General features: G+C 67.5%; 20 protein-coding genes and 1 pseudogene. 10 read left to right on the top strand and 11 right to left on the bottom strand.

What is annotated here, in order from left to right; all coding sequences use genetic code 11:
- The first annotated feature begins 72 nt into the window (after positions 1 to 72).
- Both BLS11_RS15015 and BLS11_RS15020 read left to right on the top strand, forming a co-directional pair.
- Positions 73 to 357: a hypothetical protein gene (locus tag BLS11_RS15015; RefSeq protein ID WP_092538547.1), complete on the top strand. Its 285-nt coding sequence runs from the start codon at positions 73 to 75 to the stop codon at positions 355 to 357.
- Positions 358 to 360: 3 nt separating this feature from the next.
- Positions 361 to 1887: a methyl-accepting chemotaxis protein gene (locus BLS11_RS15020; RefSeq protein WP_092538548.1), complete on the top strand. Its 1527-nt coding sequence runs from the start codon at positions 361 to 363 to the stop codon at positions 1885 to 1887.
- Positions 1888 to 2087: 200 nt separating this feature from the next.
- Here BLS11_RS15020 and BLS11_RS15025 read toward each other — a convergent pair whose 3' ends face one another.
- The 7 genes from BLS11_RS15025 to BLS11_RS15055 form a co-directional block, all read right to left on the bottom strand.
- Complete coding sequence (locus BLS11_RS15025; RefSeq protein WP_092538549.1) at positions 2088 to 2285, bottom strand: hypothetical protein; 198 nt, start codon at positions 2283 to 2285, stop codon at positions 2088 to 2090.
- 176 nt (positions 2286 to 2461) lie between these two features.
- On the bottom strand, positions 2462 to 3889 hold the full coding sequence (gene lpdA / locus BLS11_RS15030; RefSeq protein ID WP_092538550.1) for a dihydrolipoyl dehydrogenase: 1428 nt from the start codon (positions 3887 to 3889) through the stop codon (positions 2462 to 2464).
- Positions 3890 to 5482, bottom strand: coding sequence for a dihydrolipoamide acetyltransferase family protein (locus tag BLS11_RS15035; RefSeq protein ID WP_092538551.1), 1593 nt, complete (start codon positions 5480 to 5482; stop codon positions 3890 to 3892).
- Between the two features lie 3 nt (positions 5483 to 5485).
- Positions 5486 to 6487 carry an alpha-ketoacid dehydrogenase subunit beta gene (locus BLS11_RS15040; RefSeq protein ID WP_092538552.1) on the bottom strand — a complete coding sequence of 334 codons (1002 nt, stop codon included), beginning with the start codon at positions 6485 to 6487 and terminating at the stop codon, positions 5486 to 5488.
- A 4-nt stretch (positions 6488 to 6491) separates the two neighbouring features.
- Complete coding sequence (gene pdhA / locus BLS11_RS15045; RefSeq protein WP_092538553.1) at positions 6492 to 7595, bottom strand: pyruvate dehydrogenase (acetyl-transferring) E1 component subunit alpha; 1104 nt, start codon at positions 7593 to 7595, stop codon at positions 6492 to 6494.
- Positions 7596 to 7833: 238 nt separating this feature from the next.
- Positions 7834 to 8769, bottom strand: coding sequence for a lipoyl synthase (gene lipA / locus BLS11_RS15050; RefSeq protein ID WP_092538554.1), 936 nt, complete (start codon positions 8767 to 8769; stop codon positions 7834 to 7836).
- 52 nt (positions 8770 to 8821) lie between these two features.
- Entirely contained in the window at positions 8822 to 9202 is a 381-nt protein-coding gene (locus BLS11_RS15055) for a hypothetical protein (RefSeq protein ID WP_092538555.1), read from the bottom strand.
- Between the two features lie 167 nt (positions 9203 to 9369).
- Here BLS11_RS15055 and BLS11_RS15060 point away from each other — a divergent pair, with 167 nt between their 5' ends.
- Positions 9370 to 10053, top strand: coding sequence for a helix-turn-helix domain-containing protein (locus BLS11_RS15060; RefSeq protein WP_092538556.1), 684 nt, complete (start codon positions 9370 to 9372; stop codon positions 10051 to 10053).
- Between the two features lie 395 nt (positions 10054 to 10448).
- Positions 10449 to 12788, top strand: a complete 2340-nt coding sequence (locus tag BLS11_RS15065; RefSeq protein ID WP_092538635.1) for a DEAD/DEAH box helicase — start codon at positions 10449 to 10451, stop codon at positions 12786 to 12788.
- Positions 12789 to 12809: 21 nt separating this feature from the next.
- Here BLS11_RS15065 and BLS11_RS15070 read toward each other — a convergent pair whose 3' ends face one another.
- Positions 12810 to 13460, bottom strand: a complete 651-nt coding sequence (locus BLS11_RS15070) for an HAD family hydrolase (RefSeq protein ID WP_092538557.1) — start codon at positions 13458 to 13460, stop codon at positions 12810 to 12812.
- Between the two features lie 75 nt (positions 13461 to 13535).
- On the opposite strand from BLS11_RS15070, the gene BLS11_RS15075 reads away from it, so the two are divergent.
- Positions 13536 to 14276 carry an Sjogren's syndrome/scleroderma autoantigen 1 family protein gene (locus tag BLS11_RS15075; protein ID WP_092538558.1) on the top strand — a complete coding sequence of 247 codons (741 nt, stop codon included), beginning with the start codon at positions 13536 to 13538 and terminating at the stop codon, positions 14274 to 14276.
- Positions 14277 to 14420: 144 nt separating this feature from the next.
- On the top strand, positions 14421 to 14804 hold the full coding sequence (locus BLS11_RS15080; protein ID WP_092538559.1) for a DUF7344 domain-containing protein: 384 nt from the start codon (positions 14421 to 14423) through the stop codon (positions 14802 to 14804).
- A gap of 64 nt (positions 14805 to 14868) precedes the next feature.
- On the opposite strand, the gene BLS11_RS15085 is transcribed toward BLS11_RS15080, so the two are convergent.
- Positions 14869 to 15363 (bottom strand): hypothetical protein, encoded by a 495-nt coding sequence (locus BLS11_RS15085; protein ID WP_092538560.1) that lies wholly within the window; start codon positions 15361 to 15363, stop codon positions 14869 to 14871.
- 251 nt (positions 15364 to 15614) lie between these two features.
- On the opposite strand from BLS11_RS15085, the pseudogene BLS11_RS19725 reads away from it, so the two are divergent.
- The 3 genes and pseudogenes from BLS11_RS19725 to BLS11_RS15095 form a co-directional block, all read left to right on the top strand.
- Positions 15615 to 16499, top strand: a pseudogene (locus BLS11_RS19725) (alpha/beta fold hydrolase); the annotation flags it as partial.
- Positions 16500 to 16712: 213 nt separating this feature from the next.
- The gene (gene endA, locus BLS11_RS19730) at positions 16713 to 17789 is read left to right on the top strand and encodes a tRNA-intron lyase (protein WP_245698960.1); all 1077 of its coding nucleotides are present in this window, start codon (positions 16713 to 16715) and stop codon (positions 17787 to 17789) included.
- Entirely contained in the window at positions 17786 to 19429 is a 1644-nt protein-coding gene (locus tag BLS11_RS15095) for a tryptophan--tRNA ligase (protein WP_092538562.1), read from the top strand. The genes endA and BLS11_RS15095 overlap by 4 nt, the downstream gene beginning before the upstream one ends.
- A gap of 24 nt (positions 19430 to 19453) precedes the next feature.
- Here BLS11_RS15095 and BLS11_RS15100 read toward each other — a convergent pair whose 3' ends face one another.
- Positions 19454 to 20014 carry a hypothetical protein gene (locus BLS11_RS15100; RefSeq protein ID WP_092538563.1) on the bottom strand — a complete coding sequence of 187 codons (561 nt, stop codon included), beginning with the start codon at positions 20012 to 20014 and terminating at the stop codon, positions 19454 to 19456.
- 61 nt (positions 20015 to 20075) lie between these two features.
- Positions 20076 to 21044, bottom strand: coding sequence for an ornithine cyclodeaminase family protein (locus BLS11_RS15105; RefSeq protein ID WP_092538564.1), 969 nt, complete (start codon positions 21042 to 21044; stop codon positions 20076 to 20078).
- 90 nt (positions 21045 to 21134) lie between these two features.
- Between BLS11_RS15105 and BLS11_RS15110 the strand changes: the two genes are divergently transcribed.
- On the top strand, positions 21135 to 22304 hold the full coding sequence (locus BLS11_RS15110; RefSeq protein WP_092538565.1) for an NAD(P)/FAD-dependent oxidoreductase: 1170 nt from the start codon (positions 21135 to 21137) through the stop codon (positions 22302 to 22304).
- Positions 22305 to 22550 lie beyond the last annotated feature (246 nt).

The raw sequence follows: 22550 nt of genomic DNA on the forward strand, positions 1-22550 counted from the left end.
TCCGTGCTTCTCAACCCCGATATTCGGGAAGATACTGCTAAGTCTCGAACCGAGAATGTGGTGCCGGATAACATGGCTTCGGAACTTGCTGCGTTGGACCCGAAAGAGCTGATACTGGTCGTGATAGCGTTCGTCGGACTCGTTCCCGTGTTGCTGTTGAGTTCGTCGCGCTCGAAACTGTTCACCGGCGGATACCTCCTGCTCTGCGTCGGTGCCGTGGTGACGAACCTCGAAGCGGTGGTTCTCGGCGACGTCCTGAACGTCGTCGAACACGCCGTCGGCATCGCCGGCGCGGGCGTCGTCTTCTTCGTCGCCGCGTACACGCGCCGCCGCCGCGTCCTCGCGGAGGGGGAGTGACCCGTGGTCGAACTCGTCGCGTTCTTCGACGTCGTCGGGACGCTGGCGTTCCTCGGTGCCGTCGTCGTCAGCCTGAAGGCGTACAGCGAGACGGACGCGGAGGCCGGGTTCTGGCTCAACTTCGCGTTAGCGTCGCTTCTGGGATTCCTCTGGACGGGCGTCGTCGCCGCGGAGCATCTCGGCGTCACCCTCGGCGGCGACGTCCTCGACGTGGCCAGCGTCTCGCTTCTGACTGCGACGACGGCCGTCTTCTCCGTCGGCGCGACGGGCACCTACGCCGTCGTCGAGGACATGAAAGAGTCGCGGGCGCGCGAGGCCGTCTCGCGGGAGGAAGCCGAACTGCTCACCCGGTCGCTCGAATCGAAGGCCGCCGAGTTCGGTCGCGTCATGGAGGACGCCGCCGCCGGTAACCTGACCGCGCGGATGGACGACGGCGGCGACAGCGAGGCCATGTCGCGCATCGCCGACGGGTTCAACGCGATGATGGTCGAACTCGAACGGACCGTCGTCGAGATTCAGTCGTTCGGGTCGGACGTGGCGAGTTCGACCGCCGAAATCGACGCCAGCACGGAGGAGGTCAAGACGGCGAGCGAGGAGGTGAGCACGGCGATGACGAACGTCTCGACGGAGAGCGACCGCCAGCACGACAACCTGACGGAGGCGGCCGACGAGATGAGCACCCTCTCTGCGACGGTGGAGGAGGTAGCGGCCTCCGCGACGGACGTCGCCCGGACGTCCGGCGAAGCGGCGTCTCTGGGCACGTCCGGGCGGGCGTCGGCGGAGGCGGCCCTCGACGAGATGGGTCACATCCAACGCGAGACCGAACGGACGGTCGGCGAGGTGGAAGGCCTCCACGCCGAACTGACCGAAATCGTCTCCATCGTGGACCTCATCACCGAGATAGCCGAACGGACGAACCTGCTGGCGCTGAACGCCTCCATCGAGGCGGCGCGCGCCGGCGAGGCGGGCAAGGGGTTCGCCGTCGTCGCGGGCGAGATAAAGACGCTCGCGGGCGAGGCGGGCGACGCCACCGGTCGCATCGAGTCGCTCATCGGCGAGATTCAATCGTCGGCCGCCGACACGGTCGACGACATGCACGCGGTCGGAGAGCGCGTCGATTCGGGGACGGAGACCGTCGCGGCGGCCCTGACCGACCTCGACGAGATAGCGGACCGAGTCGAAGACGTCAACGAGAGCATCCAGGAGGTAGACCGCGCGACGACCGAACAGGCCACCTCCACCGAGGAGATTCTGCGGATGGTCGACGAGGCGAACCGGTCGGGCGAACGGACCAGCGAGGAGGTCGCCAGCGTCTCGGCCGCCTCCGAGGAACAGACCGCCTCGATGTCGGAAGTCTCCCACAACATCAACGGCCTCGCCACCGCGGCGACGGAACTGAGCGGTCTGCTCGACCGGTTCGAGGTGTCCGCCGACGGGACCGTCGCCGGTTCGGCGGCCGACGCCTCGGCGGCCTCCGCCGGGACCCATCCCGCCCGCGCGACGGACGGCGGCGTCCCGCGGACGAAGTAATCGGTCGCTCCGAAGCCATCCTCCGGGCGGTTCTCGCCGTCCGTTCCCGTTTTCGTCCGTCTCGATGCCGACGTACCGACGGCTACTCGTTCGAGCGGCGTCGAAAAAAGCGGCGTTCGCGCCGAATCGCTCGAACCCGCGTTTCCGAGTTCGCGCCGGCCTCGGCTACCGGGTCGGCGCGCGTCGGGCGCGGGGAGAGATTACGTCCGCAGGAGATTGACGAGCGTGTTCAGCGGAGACTGTGCGGCCGTCCCGAGCGTCGGACCGCGACGGGGCGACCCCGAGGGAGTCCGTCGGTCGCCGGGGACGCCGTCCGTCCCGTCGCGCGTCGCGGCGGTTCGCGTCCATCCGCGGAGACTGCTGCCCAGGAAGTTTCGGTCTTTCTTCGGTCCTCTCATAGTGATTCTTCCTAGGGGCCGGACGCATTAATATGTTGCACTTCTGATATATTGTCATCAACGTTCGAGGAGGATACTGATAGAACATCGACTATCAGGGTCGATGAGCGCGGTTTTCGCGTCGCGCCGTCCCGACGGTTCGGGAGGACCCGACGGCCGAGTGAGGCGAGGGGCGACTACCGGTTCAGCGTGTGAATCGCCTGTCCCTCGGCGTTCTCTGCGGCTTCCATGACCGCCTCCGAGAGCGTCGGGTGGGTGTGGATGGTGCTCGCGACGTCTTCGAGCGTCGCGCCCATCTCGATGGCGAGGGCGACTTCCGCGATGAGTTCGGAGGCTTCCGGGCCGACTATCTGCGCGCCGAGGACGAACCCGCTCTCCTCCTCGGCGACGATGCGGACGAACCCGTCCGTGTGGCCCGTCGTCAACGCGCGACCGGAGGCGTTGAACGGCATCTGGCCGACGGCCGTCTCGAAGCCCTGCGCTTCGGCTTCCGCCTGCGTCATCCCCACCGTCCCTATCTCGGGGTCGGTGAAGACGGCGGCGGGGACGGCTTGGGCGTCGTAGGCGACGGGTTCGCCGGCGATGTGCTCGGCGGCGACGATGCCCTGCTTGGACCCGACGTGCGCGAGCATCGGCCCCCTGTCGGCCACGTCGCCGACGGCGTAGATGTCGTCCACGGAGGTTCGCATCCGGTCGTCCACCTCGATGAAGCCGTTATCGGTCAGTTCGAGGCCCGCGTTCTCGATATCGAGCGTCTCCGTGAGGGGGTTTCGCCCGACTGCGACGAGTACCTTGTCGGCGTCGTACGACGACTCCTCGCCGTCCTCCGTCTCCGTCGTGACGACGATGCCGTCGCCCTCCTCGCGCCAGTCGCTCGCCGCCTCGCCGAACTCGAAGTCGATGCCGAGCGATTCGGCCTGCTTCTTGACGACGCGGGAGACGTCGTCCTCGTATCCGGGGAGCACGTCGTCCAGCATCTCGACCACCGTCACGTCCGCGCCGAGTTTGGCGAACGTCGTCGACAGTTCCATCCCGATGTAGCCCGCGCCGACGACGAGGAGTCTGTCCGGCACGGTGTCGGTGTCGAGTGCGTGCGTCGAGGACCACACCGGGTCGTCGTCGAACTCGAAGTTGGGTATCTGGATGGGTCGAGAGCCGGTGGCGACGATGCAGTGTTGGAAGTCGATGGACTCCGAACCCTGCCCCTCGCCGCCGTGGGCGACGCGGACGCTCCCGTCGTCTTTGAACCGCGCCTCGCCCTCGATGAGGTTGACGCCGTTGGCCTTGCAGAGTTTCTCGACGCCGCCGGTGAGGGTGTCCACCACGTCGTCCTTCCAGTTGACCATCTGTGAGACGTCCACCGCCGGGTCGGCGTGGATGCCCATCTCCTCGGCGTTGCCCGCCTCGTGGGCGAGGTCAGCGCCCGTGATGAGCGCTTTCGAGGGGATGCAGCCCCGGTTGAGGCAGACGCCGCCGTAGGCGTCCTTCTCGACCAGCGTCACGTCCAAGTCGCGTTGTGCGGCGCGGATGGCGGCGACGTACCCGCCCGGCCCCGCGCCGATGACCAGTACCTCCGTTCCGGTTGAGATGTCTCCGACGACCATTTATTCGAGCAAGAGGAGTTTGGGGTTCGACAGGTACTCTTTGACCTTGTTCGTGAACCGTGCGGCGATGGCGCCGTCCACCACGCGGTGATCGAACGACAGCGACAGCGTAAGCACCTTCCGCGGGACGATGTCGCCGTCCACCACGCGCGGTTTCTCCTTTATCTCGCCGAGTGCGAGGATGCCCACCTCGGGGTAGTTGATGATGGGCGTCGCGTACTCGCCGCCGACGACGCCGACGTTCGTGATGGTGAACGTGCCGCCCTGCATCTCCGCGGGGGAAATCTTCCGCGAACGGGCCTTCTCGACCAACTCGTTCGTCTCCCGTGCCAAATCGAGCAGTCCCTTCCCGTCGGCGCCGTGGACGACGGGCACGAGGAGTCCGGCGTCCGTCGCCGTCGCCACGCCGACGTTGTACTCGTCGCGGAGCACTATCTCCTCGTTCTCCTCGTCGAGTTGGGCGTTCATGTACGGGAACTGCTTCAACGCCGCGACGACGGCCTTCGTCACGAACGGCATGTACGTGAGTTTCACGTCGCGTTCGGCGGCCAACGGCTTGTACTCCTCGCGGAGTTCGACCAGTTCCGTCACGTCCACCTCGTCGTGGTGGGTGACGTGCGGCGCGGTGTACTTCGAGCGCTGCATCTGGTCGCCGATGGCCTTCCGGACGCCCTTGTAGGGGACTCGCTCGCCCGCGGCGGGGCCCGACTCCGTCGAGGGTTCGACGGTCTGTGCGGGCACGTCGGCCGCTTCGGTCGATTCGGCCGCCTCCCCCGCGCCTTCCTCGGCGGCGAGAGAGCGAGCGTCAGCCGTCTGTGCGGCCTGTTGAACTTCGGCGTACTGGCGCACGTCCGCCTCGGTGACGAACGGTTCGCCGTCGCGTTCCTCGGTGGCGGGTACGTCGTCGATGTCGACGCCCTCCTCCTCGGCGATACGGCGCGTCGCGGGCGCGGCCAGCGTCTTCTCGCGTTCGGCGGCCTTGGGGGCCCCCGCCGACCCCGCGGACTCGGCGGCCTGTCCGTCTCCGCTGTCGCCCGCTTTCGACACCGCGGACTTGCCGCTGAAGGAGACGTTGCGCGGACCGGCGCTCTCGGATTCGTCGCCGTCGCCGCCTTCCTCGGCGGCGTTCCGCACGTCCGTCTCGGTGATGCGTCCGCTCGGACCCGACCCCTCGACGGCCGAGAGGTCGACGCCGAGTTCCCGCGCGAGGCGGCGGACGCTCGGCGGCGCGAAGACGCGCCCGGACGGCGACTCCGTCTCGGCGGGCGGCGTCTCCTCTTCGGATCCTTCGGCTGCGTCGGATTCGTCGCTCTCCGCTTCCGGTTCCGTCTCTACTCCCTCGTCACCTTCACCCTCTACCTCGAAGGTGATGATGACGTCGCCGACGGGGACCATCTCGCCCTCCTCGGCGCGGAGTTCCTTCACCGTCCCGTTGTACGGGGAGGGAACGTCCACGAGGGCCTTGTCCGTCTCCACCTCGGCGACGACTTGGTCCTCGGTGACCGTATCGCCCGGGGAGACGTGCCACGTGACGAGTTCGCCCTCGGCGACGCCTTCGCCGACGTCCGGCAGTTTGAATTCCTTGACACCCATCGTTCAGAACTCAACCGCGTTCCGGATACCTTCTTCGACCCGAGTTACCGACGGCAGGTAGTAGTCCTCTAAGGCGTACAGGGGGTACGGAACGTCGTACCCCGTGATGCGCTCGACGGGGGCCTCCTGATACAGGAGCGCTTCCTCCTGTAGCGTCGCGGTGATCTCCGCGCCGATGCCCGCCGTCTTCGGGGCTTCGTGGACCACCGCCGCGCGGCCCGTCTTCTCGAACGACTCGACGAGGGTCGCTTTGTCCATCGGGTCCACCGTCCGAAGGTCCACGACTTCGGCGTCGATTCCCTCCTCGGCGAGGTTCTCCGCCGCCTCCATCGTCGGGCGCGTCATCGCGCCGTAGCAGTAGACGGAGATGTCCTCCCCTTCGCGTCGGACCGCCGCCTCGCCGATGGGCACCTCGTAGTCGTCCTCGGGCACGTCGCCGCGGAACGCGCGGTAGATGAGTTTCGGTTCGAGGAAGACGACGGGGTCGGGGTCGCGAATCGAGGCGATGAGCAGTCCCTTCGCGTCGTACGGCGTCGAAGGTACGACCACCTTCAGGCCCGCCTCGTGGGCGTAGAACGCCTCCTTCGACTCGGAGTGGTGTTCGGGCGCGCGGATGCCGCCGCCGTACGGCGCGCGGACGACCATCGGGCAGGTGAACCGGCCGCGACTCCGAGTGCGGATGCGCGCGGCGTGACTCACGAGTTGGTCGAAGGCGGGGTACATGAAGCCGGAGAACTGCATCTCCGGAACCGGCTTCATCCCCATCGCGGCCATGCCGATGGCGGTGCCGACGATGCCCGACTCGGCCAACGGCGTGTCGATGACTCTGTCGCCGCCGAACTCGTCGAACAGGCCCTCCGTCGCGCGGAAGACGCCGCCGTTCTTCCCGACGTCCTCGCCCATGACGATAACGTCGTCGTCCTGCTTCATCTCCGTGTAGAGAGCGTCCTGTACCGCCTGCACGAGCGTCAAACTCTGGGTCTGTTGGGTCTGGTTTTGGCTCATCCTGTCACTCCCGAAGGAACGCTTCGGCTCCGTGTTTCTCGTACAACGCCTCGAACTCGGCCATCTGCTCGCGGAGTTCCGGCGGCAACTCCTCGTAGAGGTGCGTGAACATCTCCTCTGGTTCGGGTCGCAGTTCCGACTCCGCCTCCTCGATGGCCGTCGCCACTCGCTCCTCGGTCCACGACTCGATGGACTCGACTGCCTCGTCGTCGAGGCGGCCCGTCTCCCGGAGGAACCGTTCGAGTCGCGGGATGGGGTCTTTCTTCCGCCACTCGGCCACCTCGTCGTCGTCGCGGTAGACGCTCGGGTCGTCCGCCGTCGTGTGCGCGCCGAAGCGGTACTGCACCGCCTCGATGAGCGTCGGGCGGAGTTCGTCCTCGTCGGGGTCTTTCGCCTTCTCGACGGCCGCGCGGGTGGCCGCGTAGACGGCGAGGGGGTCCATGCCGTCCACTTGGACGCCCTCGAACCCGTACGCTGTCGCCTTCTGCGCCAGCGTCTGACTCGCGGTCTGTCGCTCCCGCGGGACGGAGATGGCCCACTGGTTGTTGTTGCAGAAGAACACGTTCGGCGTGTCGAAGACGCCCGCGAAGTTCAGCCCCTCGTGGAAGTCGCCCTCCGACGTCGCGCCGTCGCCGAAGTACGAGACGACCGCCGCGTCCTCGCCGCGGAGTTTCTTCGCCCACGCCGCGCCGGTGGCGTGCGGAATCTGCGTGGCGATGGGCACCGCCACGGGGAAGATGTTCACGTCGTCCGGAATCGCGTTCCCCTTCTCGTGGCCCATCCAGTAGAGGAGCGTCCGCTTCAACGGCAGGCCGCGGTGGAGCGCAGCGCCGTGTTCGCGGTAACTCGGGAACATCCAGTCCTCCTCGTCGAGGGCGAACGCGCTCCCTATCTGCGCCCCCTCCTGCCCCGACAGGGGCGGGTACGTCCCCATCCGTCCCTGTCGCTGGAGGCTCACCGCCCGCGTGTCGAAGTGGCGGGCCAACCGCATCTCGCGGTACATGTCTACCAACTCCTCGTCGCTCAGGTCGGGAACCTCGCCGACGGGTTCGCCGCTCTCGTCGAGGACGCGAAGCATGTCCTGCGGGTCTCGCTGTAGTACGCTCACGGGTGAACCCACCTGTGCATGGTTGGAGGGTCATCCGCACGGGGTATAGTGTTTTCGTAAATAGTTTACTATGGACAGAAATACTGCCAACCCGTCCCGACGCGTCCACTCCTACCGGATCGAACTGACTGTTCTTCGAATTCGGGCCGATTTCGAACGGCGTTTTCGCGACTGTCGTCGCCGGGACGGATGAATCATGGACGAACGTTTAGAATTCGCACCGGGTCGGCGGCCGCGGTCAGTCGCCCGCGGCGGTCCGCGCCTCGCGGCGGGCCTGTTCGACGCTCTTGCCGTCTCTGAGCACGGCGTCGACGAACAGTTCGCCCGCCTTGTACGACGACCGGACCATCGGGCCGGCGGCGCAGTAGAGGAAGCCGAGTTCCTCCTCGGCGACGCGCCGCCACGTCTCGAAGGCGTCCGGGTGGACGTACTCGAACACGTCGAGGTGCGTCCGGGAGGGTTGGAGGTACTGACCGAGGGTGACCACGTCCACGTCCGCCTCCCGGAGGTCCGAGAGCGTCCGGTACACCTCGTGGTCGTACTCGCCGAGGCCGAGCATGACGCTCGTCTTCGTGTAGATGTCCGACTCCCGCGACACCTGTTCGAGCACCGACAGCGACTGCTCGTAGCCCGCCCGTCGGTCGCGGACCGGCCACTGCAGGCGTTCGACGGTTTCGACGTTGTGCGCGACGACGTCCGGTCGGGCGTCGATTATCTCCCGGACCAACTCGGGTTCGCCCTGAAAGTCCGGAATCAGCACCTCCACGAGCACGCTCGGGTCGCGCCGTTTGATCTCGCGGATGGTCTCGGCGAAGTGGCCCGCGCCTTGGTCCGGCAGGTCGTCGCGGTCCACGGAGGTGAGCACGACGTAGTCGAGGCCGATTTCGGCGACGGCGTCGGCGACGTTCGCGGGTTCCTCGGGGTCCAACGGCTCCATCCCGCCGGTCTGCACGTCGCAGAAGTTGCACCCGCGGGAGCACCGGTCGCCCATCAGCATGAACGTCGCCGTCCCCGGTCCGTTGCGACCGCTCCAACACTCCCCGAGGTTCGGACAGTTGGCCTCCTCACAGACCGTGTTGAGGTCTCTGTCGCGGAGCGTCTGTTTGATGTCCGTGAACCGACGTCCCGACGGTGGTCGCATCTTGAGCCAGTCGGGTTTCCGCCTGCCGGGCATGCGTACACCTTCTGCGGCGGACGGCAAAAGCGTGAGGATTAACCGCGTTTCGTTACCCGTTCTGGGGTTCGGGCCGCCACGGCGTCGGCCGACTCCCGTCGAACGCCTCGACTCCGGCGTCGGAGGGGTTCACCGGCGCGCCGCCGGTTCGCTCGATTCGCTCGTCGATGCACTCCATCCAGTCGAAGAGCGCACAGACCGCGTCCACTTCCGTGGAGACGCGTCCGATTTCGTGCGTGTGAGATGCTTCGTTGGCCCGTTCTCGGCACCGGAGGAGCCACGGTCTGTTCCGGTCGCAGTACTCGTCTGTGCGCTTCACCGCCTCGACGGTTACGGGTTGGGAACGGTGGCGGAACGTGAATCCGTCGTCCGACGGAACCAGCTCCCAGTGTAGGGGGACTCGACTGTCGTCGAGCCTGTAGGGGGGGTCCATCGTCCTGTGTGTACGATGATTAGCGTTCGATAACCCCATTGTGGTTGTATACTACTGGTGGTTAACCCCCCTCGGGTCTCCTGTCGGGGAGTTCGACAGTCGCCGAGTCGAAACCGTGCCGAAATCTGCCAACGCGCTTTATCCGCCGGAACGTGTCGCTTCGGACGATGAGTACCATCGCTTCGGTCGAACTAGCCGCGGAGGAGTTCGCACTAGGGCGGTCGCTTGCGGAGGTTCCCCGCGCCGAGTTCGAGGTAGTCCGCGTCGTCGCTCACGACGGCGACAGCCTCGTCCCGTACGTGCGGGTGACGGCCGACTCCTTCGAGGAGTTCGACGACGCCCTCGACGCGGACCCGAGCGTCGCGGAGGCGACGCTTCTCGACGACTTCGGCGACGAACGGCTCTACCGGATGGAGTGGGTCGAAGACGTCCTCGCGCTGACGCACGTCCTCGTCTACGCCAAGGGAGCGGTGTTGGAGATGTACGGAACGGACGAACAGTGGCGCGTCCGCCTCCTCCTTCCGGACAGGGAGGCGCTTTCGGACACCGCCGCGTACTGCCGCGAACGCGACCTGACGTTCGAGATACTGAACATCCACGAACTGTCCGGGTCGGTCTCCCGCGGCGAGTTCGGTCTCTCGCAGGCGCAGTACGAAGTTCTCCTCACCGCCGCCGAACAGGGCTACTTCGACGTTCCGCGCGACGTGACGATGGCCGACTTGGCGGACACCCTCGACGTCTCCCAACAGGCCATCTCCGAACGCCTCCGCCGCGGCCACGCGAACCTCGTGGACAACACGATTCGCGTCGGCGAGGAGTCGTTCGACGTGGACGCGAACGGCCGACGGTAGCCCGAGAACCCTCACGACAGTTCACGAACGCACAGGGTCGTACGTGACGTATATGTCAAGATAACGAAATACTCATAAGCGAGTAAAGCCTCCTACTAGATATGCAGTGGAACCACCGCCGTAACCAGACGAAGGCAGAACAGAAGAAAAACGAGTCCAAGAGCGGCACGAAGTGGTCGTTCATCGCGGCCGCGACCGTCATCGCGTGAGGCGAACTTCCTCGATTTCTCCGCTCTCTTTCACTTTCGCTCTCCGGTAGCCGACGGTGCGTTTCGACGGACGCGGGGAGAAACGCCTTTCCCGACGGAAGTCTCCCTCTCTCACATGACTGCTCTCCCTCCGTCGGAGTTCCGGTCCGACGAGGCCCTCGTTCGAAGCGTCGGGAGGTGCGTCGCGTGAAAGTCGCGGACGTCGTCCCCGACTTCGCCGACGCCTTCGGATTCGACGAGTTCAACCGGATGCAACGCGAGGCGGCCCCGGCGATTCTCGACTCCGACGAGAACGTCGTCGCCTCGGCGCCGACCGCAAGCGGAAAGACCGCACTCGCGGAACTCGCCATCTGTCGAACGCTCCAGAACGGCGGGACGGCCCTCTTCATCGCGCCCCTCCGCGCTCTCACCAACGAGAAGGAGTCGGAGTGGGAACGCTTCGAGAGTCTCGGCTACTCCGTCTACGTCGTCACCGGGGAACGCGACCTGAACCCCCGCCGCGCCGAACGCGCGGACATCCTCGTGATGACGCCCGAGAAGACGGACTCCGCCACGCGGAAGCACGACTCCGCCCGGTACTCGTTCATCACCGACGTGGACTGCTGCGTCATCGACGAGGTGCACCTGCTGGATTCGGAGACGCGCGGCGGCGTCCTCGAAGTGACCGTCTCCCGTCTCCGGCGCATCTGCGACCCGCGCGTCGTCGCCTTGTCCGCGACGATGCCGAACGTCGAGGACGTGGCGGCGTGGTTGGACGCCCCGCCGGAGACGACGTTCGAGTTCGGCGACGACTACCGACCCGTGGACCTCCACGCCGACGTGAAGACGTACACCCACGGCGACAACCCGTTTCAGGACAAGTACCGCCGCCTCTACCGCGCGTTGGACTTGGCGGAACCGCACATCCGCGAGGACGGACAGGCCCTCGTGTTCGTCTCCTCGCGGCAGGACGCCCTCCGCGCGGCGGGGAAGGCACGCGACGAGATAGCCGAACGCGACATCCCCATCGGCGCGCGCGGCGACTACGACTTCCACACCGAGGCGAAGGAACTCGGCAACGAGACGCTCCGGAAGTCGGTTCCCGACGGCGTGGCGTTCCACCACGCCGGACTGGCGAAGGACGACCGCGACAAGGTCGAACGGTGGTTCAAGGAGGGCAAGGTACAGTTGCTCTTCTCCACCTCGACGCTGGCGTGGGGGGTGAACCTCCCCGCGCGGTGCGTCGTCATCCGCGACACGAAGCACCACGACCCCCTCGAAGGCGAGGTGGACATCTCTCCGTTGGACATCCTCCAGATGCTCGGGCGCGCGGGCCGACCCGGCTACGACGACGTGGGGTACGGGTGGGTCGTCTGCGACCGGGGGGACGCCGACAAGTACCGGAAACTGCTCCGGGAGGGCAAGGAGATAGAGTCCCGACTCGCGGAGGACTTAGACTCCCACCTCAACGCCGAGATAGCGATGGGCACCATCGGCGACTTGGAGGACGTGCTCTCGTGGTTGGAGACGACGTTCTACTACCAGCGCGCGCGTTCGAAACCAGACGAGTACGACTTCGGCGGCTTGCGCGAACGCGTGCGCGAGACGCTCGAAACGCTGGTGGACCGGGGGTTCGTCGAGATGGGCGAGGACCTCACCATCGAGGCGACGACGCTCGGACGCCTCGCCTCGAAGTACTACCTCCGTCTGGACACCGCGCGGCGGTTTCACGACCTCTGCGAACGCGACACCATCACCGACGACGCCATCCTCGAAACCGTCGCGGGCGCGGCGGAGTTCCACGACGTCTCCCCCCGCCAGTCGGAGGGCGACGCCGTCGACGAGGTGCTGTCGGGCGTCTCGACGCACCTCGAAGACGGCCCGCGGAAGGTGTTCGCCATCCTCCACGCCGGGATGCAGAACTCCACGCCCTCGGAACTGCGGTCGGACGCGTGGGTCATCCGGCAGAACGCCCTCCGCCTCATCTCCGCGCTTCGGGAGTTCCTCGACGCCTTCGCCGGGCCGCGGGCGGCGAACCTCGCCCGGCGCGTCGAGGCGCGCGTCGAACACGGCGTCTCCCGCGACGCAGTCGGCCTGACGGCGGTTGACGGCATCGGGCCGAACCGCGCCACCAAACTCGCGACGGGCGGCCTGCGCAGTCCCCGCGACGTGGTGGAGGCCGGCGAGGCGGAACTCCGGAACGCCGGACTCTCCGAGGGCGTCGCCGAACAGGTCGTCAGGAACGCGCGCAACTTCCCCGCCGTCGCGGTGTCGTGGGGCGAGTTCCCCGACAGCATCGCCGCGGGAGAAAACGAGATGTGCGAGGTGACGGTGGAGAACCGCGGCGGCGGCGGCACCGTCGGCGTCCGCGTCACGGTCAACGAGGTGGAGATGACGACGAAGCAGACGTACCTCACCGACGCCGTCTCCGTCCCGGTGGGCGTCTTCGGCGCGACGGCGGACGAACTGGAGTACCGCGTCGAGGTGACGTTCCCCGACGCGCCCCTCCACCCGGTCACGGCGACGCGCACCGTGGACGTAGAATAGCCGCCGCGGTTCGCTCCGCCCTCAGTCGAACAGCACCGCACGCAGTTCTTCGGGACCCTCGGCAACCGCGTGCGCCTGCGAGAGGTCCAACTCCGCGTTGTGCGCCCTGCGGTAGGCGACGGTGAACGCCCCCGACCGGACGGCCGACTCGATGCCGTTGAGCGAATCCTCGACGACGACGCACTCCTCCGGTTCGACGCCGAGTTCGGCCGCCGCGTGCTCGTAGATGTGCGGTTCCGGCTTCCCGGCGGCGTCGATGTCCTCGGCGCTGAGAACCAAATCGAGGGGGCCGAGGTCGAAGCGGTCGCGGACGATGGAAATCCACGACTGCGGGGCCGAGGAGACGATAGCGAGTTTCCGCCCCTCGGCCCGCAGGTCCTCGAACAGTTCCTCCGCGCCCTCCATCAGGACGACCTGTTCGCCGTACAGCAGTTCGGAGCGTTCGTGGTAGGCGTCGACGAACTCCTCCTTCGTGACGTTGGTGCCGTACTCCTCCTCCAAGTAGTCGTATATCTCCCGGAAGTGCATCCCGGTGACCTCCTCGTGGGCCGGGTCGCCCGAGGCGACGGCGTCGGCGAAGACGAACTCGTCTTCGAACTCGTGCCAGTAGTCCTCGGAGTCGACGAGGACTCCGTCCATGTCGAACAACACGACTTCGTCGGGGGCGTCCATGCTACCCCGAACGACCGCCACCCTTCAAAGACCTTCGTGGGAGGGTCTATCAGGGATGCCGGGGCCACCGTCGCCGTGACAGAATCCATCCGACTCTTCGCCGGCGACTGCACCACCACCTTCGAGGGCGCGCGCACCCGGACGCAACGCGGGCGCGTCGTCGTCGTCGTGAAACCCGACCGGACCGTCCTCGTCCACGACGCCGACGGCTACCAACCGGTGTCGTGGTTGACCCGGCCCGACGCGCTGACCGTCGAGACGGACGCCTCCGGGTTCGGCATCGTCGCGCGCACGGACGAACAGACGCTCCGCGTCGTCTCCCACGACGCGTCGGGGCGCGCGGAGTACCCCGCCACCGAGGCGGGCGTTCCCGTCGGCGCACACCCCGAGACGGGCGAACCCCTCGTCCGCGTCGGCGGCGCGGTGGTCGGCGTCGATAGCGACGCGCGGTTCGTCCTTCCCGCCGGCGCGACGGTTCTGGACGACACCTGCGACGACTGCGGCCTGCCCCTGATGCGCGCCGAGTGCGGCGCGGCGTTCGAACTCTGTATCGACCGCGCGTGCGAATCGCTGGACGACGCCGTGAGAGGGCGATTCGACCGCGCGTGGACCTGCCCCGACTGCGACTCCGACCTCCGCATCGTCCGCCGCGGGGGGCGCTTGCTGGCCGGGTGCGACGCCTACCCCGACTGCGAGTCGGCGTTCGCCGTCCCGGCGGGCGTCGTCGTAGACGAGTGCGACTGCGGGTTGCCCGTCTTCGAGACTGGGCGGGGTCGGCGGTGTTTAGACGGCACGTGCGAGGCGTTCGAGGAGTGAAACCCGACGGTTCGCCGACCGCCTCGTCCGTCCGGGCGGGCGAATCGCGGACGGACCGCGAGGGGAGTTACTCACTTAATCAAAACACGGACCCGCGGTGAAAACAGCGCCCGATTAAGATTGTGGAGCCGTGACAACCCTCGTATGGGACTGATCCATCAGGAGGAGATGTTCGACGCGTTAGCAGACGGGAACCGGCGTCGGCTGTTAGTATTCCTACTGGATCACGAGTCGCGAGACGTTCCGAAACTGTCGGGTATCACCGCCGAGATGGCCGAGATGAACCGTGCGCTCCTCCGGGAGTATCTCTCCGGACCGCGGCGGGTGGACGGCGGGGACAAAGAACTCCTCCGCACTCACCACGTTCACCTCCCCAAGTTAGACGGGTTCGACTTCATCGAGTGGGACCGAGAGGCTCACGTCGTGACGAAAGGCCCTCGGTTCGACGACATGCGGCCCCTCATCGAACCGTTAGAGGACCGCGGGGAACGCGTCGCGCCGGTGGCCGAAGTGCGCCTCCGCAGGTGAACGAGTCGAGACGCGCTGTACGTATCGAGGACGACGCTCGGCGCTCGAAACTCTTCGACGGCGCTCACCGGCGGGCGAGCAGATAGCCGGTGGCGGCACCGACGACGACGGTTCCCCCGTAGGTGGCGACGAGGCCGAACGCCGCGAGAAGTAGCGGCGTCGCGAGGAGGAGCAACAGGTCGCTCCCCACCTGCATCCACGGCGACATACCGGGCACCGCCTCGAACGGCATCCCGTCCACTACGACCAGCGCGAATTCGAGGAGGTACATCGGCACCGGCATCGCGAACAGTCCGACGAGTGCGCCGACGACGGCCCCTCGAAGCGGCGATTCCGTCCCGCCGAGGCGTGTCCAGAGCACCCGCGCGAGGAGTGCGCCGCCGACGAACCCGCCGAGGACGAGAAGCACCTCCGGGCCGGACGGGAGGTACCCTTCGCCGCTGGCTATGCGTTGGGCCGTCGCCACCGCGACGAAGAGGACGGCGAACGTCCCTCCGGCGACGCCGAACGTCAACGAGGGGTGCTGCCGGGCCGTCTGAGGGGAGGACCAGTGGACCATGCTATACGTACGTCGTGTCGGCGTATGAGTATTCCGCCCTGACCGACAGGTCCGGTTCCGCGTCTTCGCGTCCTGTTCCGGTCGGAGAGAGGGCCTATCGGAACCGGACGAAGCCGAGTAACTGACGGGTGTCGGACGTATCGAGCAGTCGAATCGGACCGAGTTCGCGCGGAGCGAGATTCGGGACTCGCGGGGAGACGACACGGCGTTCTCGCCCCTCGTTTTATTCACCCCTCTCCGTAAGCGGACGTATGAGCAACGGGTTCGTATCCGCTCGCCCCGTCCGAAGGGAGAACGTGACCGGTCGTCTGTACCCCGGTGTCGGGCACGACTCCGCTCCGGGCATCTTAGTGCTCCACGGTAGTGGCGGTGCGGGTGGATACGAACGGGCGTACGCCGAACACTTGGCCGAACACGGCTACACGACGCTCTGCGTCGAATACTTCGGTGCGCCCGGCGTCTCGGACGCCCTCTCCGAAATTCCGCTCGAACACTTCGCCGCCGCCGCCGAGTGGCTACTCGAACGGCCGGACGTTGTCGGAGGACAGGTGGGCGTCGTCGGGTTCTCTCGGGGCGGCGAGGCGGCGTTGCTCGCGGGGAGCCATTTCAGTCGTATCGGTGCCGTCGCGGCGTACGTCCCGAGTTGCTACGTCTTTCCGGCACCGACGTGGATGGACGGTGTCGACGAGGAGTGCGCCGCTTGGACGCTGGACGGTGACCCGGTTCCGTATCTCCCGGTCGAGAAACACGTCGATAACCCTCAGGACGGCGCCGACGATGCACTCGGCGACGACGCACCAGACGCATCTACGCGGGCGATACGACGCGCGTCCGACGAGGAACTGGACCGAGCGACGATCGAGGTGGAGAACGTCGACGGTCCGATACTACTGATATCGGGCGGTTCGGACCGAGTTTGGTCGTCCACGTTCCTCTCGGATCGTATCATCGAACGATTGGACGACCACGACTATCCGTGGGAAGCCGAACACCTCGCGTACCCCGACGCCGGCCACGCCATTCGAGTCCCCTACCGATTCGATGGAGAAGACTCGCCTACCGGCGAGCATCGCTTCGGCGGAACGAACGCGGCTAACGCTCGCGCCTCGGCGGACGCGTGGTTCCACGTCCTGAAGCACTTTCAGAACGCTCGGTGGCTAACCGACCCGTCGCCCTCGATTCGAGGCTTTCGGACGCGTTCGCGAGAACCGCCGACTGCACAGACTCACTGTGATTCGGAAGAGCGAGCGTACAGTCGAACTGCCGCGGAATCGGACACGTCCCGTTCCGCGGCGGGGCGAAACGCGAGCATCGCAGACCCTTTGTCCGCGCCGCCCCCGACTCCGGACATGGACGGGACACTCGACGGCGACGTCGTCCGCGTCGGCGGCGACGCGCGACAGCGGTTCTACGACTCGCGGGGGTACGGACGGCCCGCGGACGGGAACCGCATCGAACTCGCGCCGGTGGAAGCCGCGCACCTCCTCGCGCGCGGCGACTTAGACGCCGTAGACGGGATGGGCTTCCGCGAGTTCCTGACGCGGACGGGCGCGGTGATGGAGTTCGTCGTCTACAAGGACCTCAGAGACAGGGGGTTCTACCTCTCGCCCGCGCGCGAGGACTGGGCGGGCGCGGCCGCGGACCACGCCGGCGCGGGCGTCGATTTCGTCGTCTACCCCCGCGGGAAGGGCCCGTGGGACGACGACGTGGAGTACCGCGTCCGCATCGCGGGCGAACGGGAGTCCATCGCCGCCGCCGAACTCGGCGACGGCGTGGTCCTCGCCGTCGTCGACGAGGACGGCGAACTCACCTACTTCGAGACGGACCGCCCGGAAATCGAGGGCGGCACTGTCGAGGGAACCTCGGCAGGCCACCGGATGCAGTCCGGTGATGACGAGTACGAACCCCCTTCGGGGTTGGAGTCGGACCTCCTCTCCGACAGGGTGTTGCTGTGGGAGTCGCCGGACGAGATGTACGAACGCGGCTTCTACGGGCAACGGCTTCACGGCCGCAACGCGGATTCGGGACCGCTCCAACTCTCCTTGGTCGAGGGGGCGTACCTCTCCGAACGGGGGTACATCGACGCCGACCACGAGGCGGTGGTCGAGGTGGCCCGCGAGGTGGAGGGCGACCGGTTCGACCGCCGCCTGCAGGCGTACGCCGCCCTCCGCGACGCCGGGGCGGTGCCCAAGAGCGGATTCAAGTTCGGCGCGGACTTCCGCGTGTACACCGACTTCTCGACCGTCTCGGACCTCTCGCACTCCGCGGACCTCGTTCGGGTCGTCTCGCCGGACCACACGTTCCTGCCGCGGGACCTCTCCTTGGACGTGCGCCTCGCCGGCGGGGTGCGGAAGCGAATGGTTTTTGCGCTCACCGACGCCAAGAGAGGCATAGACTGGCTTTCGGTCGCCCGACTCACTCCATGACACGAGACGACTCCGACCCCCGCGAGACGGACGAAGAGACCCGGACGGACGACGAGGGAGCACGTCAGGCGCTTTCCGACGGCGGCACGTCGGCGGAGGGTGCCGACGACGTGGCCCTCGACCCGTGGGGCTCTTCGACCATCTCCGATTACCGAAAACTGTTCGAGGAGTTCGGCATCGATGAGTTCGACGAGGTGCTTCCGGAGGTGCCGAACCCCCACTACCTGATGCGCCGCGGGGTCATCTTCGGCCACCGCGATTACGGCCCCGTCGCCGACGCCATGCGCGAGGGCGACGACTTCGCCGTCCTCTCGGGGTTCATGCCGACGGGCGACCCCCACATCGGCCACAAACTCGTCTTCGACGAGATAATCTGGCACCAAGAGCAAGGCGGCGACGCCTACGGTCTCATCGCGGACTTGGAGGCGCACTCCGCCCGCGGCCTGACGTGGGAGGAGATAGACGAACACGCCCGCGACTACGTCCTCTCGCTCCTCGCCCTCGGCTTCGACCCCGAGGAGGGTGAACTCTACCGACAGTCGGACAACCGAACCTTACAGGACCTCTCCTTCGAACTCGGCTCGAAGGCGAACTTCTCGGAGTTTCAGGGCATCTACGGCTTCGACGGCGAGACGAACGTCTCGCACATGCAGTCGGTCGTCACGCAGATGGCCGACATCCTCTACCCACAGTTGGAGGGACCGAAACCGACGGTCATCCCCGTCGGCCCGGACCAAGACCCCCACGTCCGGTTCGCCCGTGACCTCGCGGCGCGGATGCGCTTCTTCAAGGTGACCGAGGCGTACGCGAGTTTCGAACTCACCGACGCGGAGCGACCTATCGTCGCCGCCGCCTACGAGGCGCGCGAGGAGTTCGCCGAGGACCCCGAGATGCCGCGGTGCGGGGAGGCCGCCGAGTGGGTCGAAGACGCAGATATCGACGAACTGGATGTCGACGTGACCGTCGAATCCGCGGTCGAATCGGTCGTCGAGAAGTTGGAGAACGCCGGGATGGAACCGCTCCGTCCGCGCGTCCGCTTCCTCGACGCCAACGCGACCGAGGAGGCGTTCGAGGACCTCATCGAGTCCGTCGAGGGGGAGAAGCGACGCTACGAGGAGCACATCGACGCGTTCGACCTCTCCTTTTCGGTGGCCGAGGAGTTGGCCCGCGAGGTGGAGTTGGAGAACGGCGGCTACGGCTTCCTGCCGCCCTCTTCCATCTACCACCGCTTCATGACCGGCCTGACCGGCGGGAAGATGTCCTCCTCCATCCCCGCCTCGCACATCTCGCTTCTGGACGACCCCCAAGAGGGGTACGACAAGGTGAAGTCCGCCACCACCGGCGGGCGCGAGACGGCGGAGAAACAGCGAGAACTCGGCGGCAAGGCCGACGAGTGCCCCGTCTACGAACTGTACGCCTACCTGCTCTCCGGCGACGACGACGAGTTCGCAAAGCGCGTGTACGACGAGTGCGTCGGCGGCGAACGCCTCTGCGGCGGGTGCAAGGAGCAGGCGGCGATTCTCATGGAGGAGTTCCTCGAAGAGCACCAAGAGAAGCGCGAGGAAGTCGAATCGATGCTGGCGGAGATGGACATCTCCTTGGAGTCGGACCGCCGCGGCGTCGCGCCCGGCGACGACTGATCCGCCAGTTCGGCGCGCCGACCCTCATTCTTCCGCCGCCGCGCGCAGTCGAAGTCCCGCGAGTCCCGGACCCAGAACCGCAACGAGCGACCCGGCGAGAATCGTCACCGCGGACGCCACCGTAACCCCGGTGCACTGGTCGATGTAGCATATCCGCCCGTGTCCGGGGTAGTAGAGTCCCTGCGCGAGGAGCCAGTAGGCGAGGTAGAGTCCGAACACCGCGAGCATCGTGACCGCCCACCCGTCCGCCGCGAACCGCAGTGCGGTGTCCGAATCGACGCCGGTCGCGCGCCGAAGGAGACGCCGCCCGACAGCCAACGGAAGGACCGCAAGCACGAGGAAGGCGACGAGGGCGACGAAGAGTAGCCCCGGGACGTCCTCCGCCGAACCCCCCGTCGCGAGGGACCGGGCGAGGGTGGCGGCGAGGTACAGGAGGCCGGCCCCGAGGAGGCCGACCCGGAGGGCGGAGCCGAACGGGCGAGTCCCGTCTCGGTGCGACCGACGCGCCCCGAGCGTCACGAACGCGGAGACGCCCGCGGTGAGAGCGAAGACGAAGACCGGACCGAGTTCTTCGAGGAGAGCCATGTCTCACGTCCGCGGAGCGGAGAGATAACTGTTTCCGGGCGTTAACCGCCGCGGCGCCACCTCAGAGCGTCACGCGGACGCCGGCGTCCTCCTTCTCCGCTCTCTCGTACAGGTGTCCGGCCGTCGCCGCGTCCAACACCGCCGACCCGACGCTCTCGACGACCAGTATCTCCGATTCGTCCTCGCGCCCCGCCACCCCCTCGAACACGTCCGAGAGGGGGACGAGTTCCGACTCTTCGACGCCCGCTTCTCTCGCGTCGCCCACCTCCGCGGCCTCCTCGGGCACGTCCGCGAAGACGCTCGCCGCGCGGGCCATCGTCTCGGCGTCGAGTTCCCGCATCTCCGCGGTGAACGCGCCGACGGCGACGACGAGGGTTCCGGGTTCGAGGTCCGACCCCTCGAAGACGGGCGATTCGCTGGTCGTCGCGGTGACGACGACGTTCGACCCCGCCACCGCCTCTGTGGGCGACTCGACGGCCCGCACGTCCGCGTCGTCCAACTCCTCGCGCAGGTCGGCGGCGCACGCCGCCCGCGACTCGGAGGGAGAGTAGACCCGAACCCGTTCGAGGTCGGTCGCCGCGGCGATAGCGCGCGTCTGCCACCGAGCCTGCGCGCCCGCGCCGAAGACGCCCAGTCGGACGGGTCCGGTCGCCAGTTCGCGCGCCGCGAGGCCGCCGATGCACCCCGTGCGGGCGTTCGTGATGCGGTTGGCGGCCATGTACGAGAGGGGGAGACCCGTCTCGGCGTCCGTCAGGGCGAGTTGGGCGTTCACGGTGGGGATATCGCGCTCCCCGTTGCCCTCGTGGACGGCGGCGAGTTTCGTCGCGTACGTCGGGTCGCCGTGAACGTAGGCGGGCATCGTGAGCGCCGTGCCGGGCGTCTCCGTCCCGACGGGGTAGTGCGGCCGCGGGGGCCGTTCCACCTCGCCGCGACCCTGTTTCACGAACGCCCGTTCTATCTCGGGCAGGAGGGCCGGAAGCGAGAGCACCGACGCCACGTCGTCGTCCGAGAGGACGCGAACTTCGGTCATGGGGGCCGGTACGACCGCGAACGCCTGAAACGTTCGGTGCGTTCCGCGGATGCGGGATACGTTCTTATTTGTGGCGTGTCAACTCACACCATGAACGTCGTCATCGTCGGGGGAGGCGTCGTCGGCCTCGCCTGCGCGAACGCACTCGCCGGCCGCGGCGCGTCGGTCACCGTCTGCGAGGCGGGAACGCTCGGGGGCGGAAGCACCGGCCGCGCCGCCGGCGGCATCCGAACGCAGTTTTCGACCCGCGTGAACGTCGAACTCTCCCTCGCGAGCGTCCCCGTCTGGGAGTCGTTCGAGGACGATTTCGGCGTCGACATCGACTACCGGCGGACGGGCTACCTGTTTCTCGCCCGCGAGGCGGAGACGGCGGCGTCGTTCCGCGAGAACGTCGCCCTGCAGAACGACGCGGGCGGGGACAGTCGCCTCCTCGACCCCGAGGCGGCCCGCGAGTTCTGCCCGGAACTCCGCGCCGAGGAGTTCGTCGCCGCGACGTACTCGCCCCTCGACGGGACGGCCGACCCCCACTCGGCGGTGCAGGGGTACTCGCGGGCCGTCGAGGAGGCGGGCGTCGAGGTGCGGACGAAGACGCCCGTGACGGACCTCGAACGCGTCGGCGACGGCGAGTCCGGGGAGTGGCGCGTCGAGACGCCCGCGGCGACGCTCTCGGCGGAGTACGTCGTGAACGCGGCGGGGGCGTGGTCGCGGCGCGTCGGCCGACTCGCGGGCGTCGAACTGCCGATTTCGCCCCGGCGGCGGCAGATGGCCGTGGTCGAACCCGAACGGACGCTCCCCCAGTCGGTGCCGTTCACCATCGACTTGGACGCGGGGGCGTACTTCCGCCCCGAACGCGAGGAGACGGCCGTGGTCGGCGGGCACTTCGCCGACGAGGACGCGGAGGCGGACCCGGAGACGTTCGACGAGTCGATGGACCTCGGGTGGGCCGCCGAGGCGATAGAACGCGCCGACGACTGCGCCGCGTACTTCGGCCCCGAGACGCGAATCCGAAACGGGTGGGCCGGCCTGTACGCCGTCACGCCGGACCACCACGCGATTCTCGACGAAGTGCGATCGGGGTTCGTCGTCGCGGCGGGGTTCTCCGGGCACGGGTTCCAACACGCCCCCGCGACGGGCGAGTGCGTCGCCGAACTCGTCGCGGAGGGGGAGGCGTCGCACGTGGATATCTCCGCTCTCTCCGCCGACCGGTTCGACGCCGCCGAGGGAGAGAGGCCGACGCTTCGGGAGCGAAACGTCGCCTGAGTCGCCGGTCCGGCGGGGGCGTTCCCCTGACACCGAATCGCACGCCTTTCAGAACGCTTTTGGGGCGGGGAGCGGTTTCCTCGGGTATGCGACCCGGACCCGCCACCGCAGGCGCACGCACCACCCGCCAACCGACCGGAAGCGGCGGGTTCGGTTTCTTCTCTCGGACCGATTGAGGGCGGCGGACCCTCCGCCGCCGTCGCCGCCGGGCGAACGCTCGGGGCGACGGTCGGAGGCGAAACCGCT

This window comes from Halopelagius longus, from assembly GCF_900100875.1.
Classification (GTDB): domain Archaea; phylum Halobacteriota; class Halobacteria; order Halobacteriales; family Haloferacaceae; genus Halopelagius; species Halopelagius longus.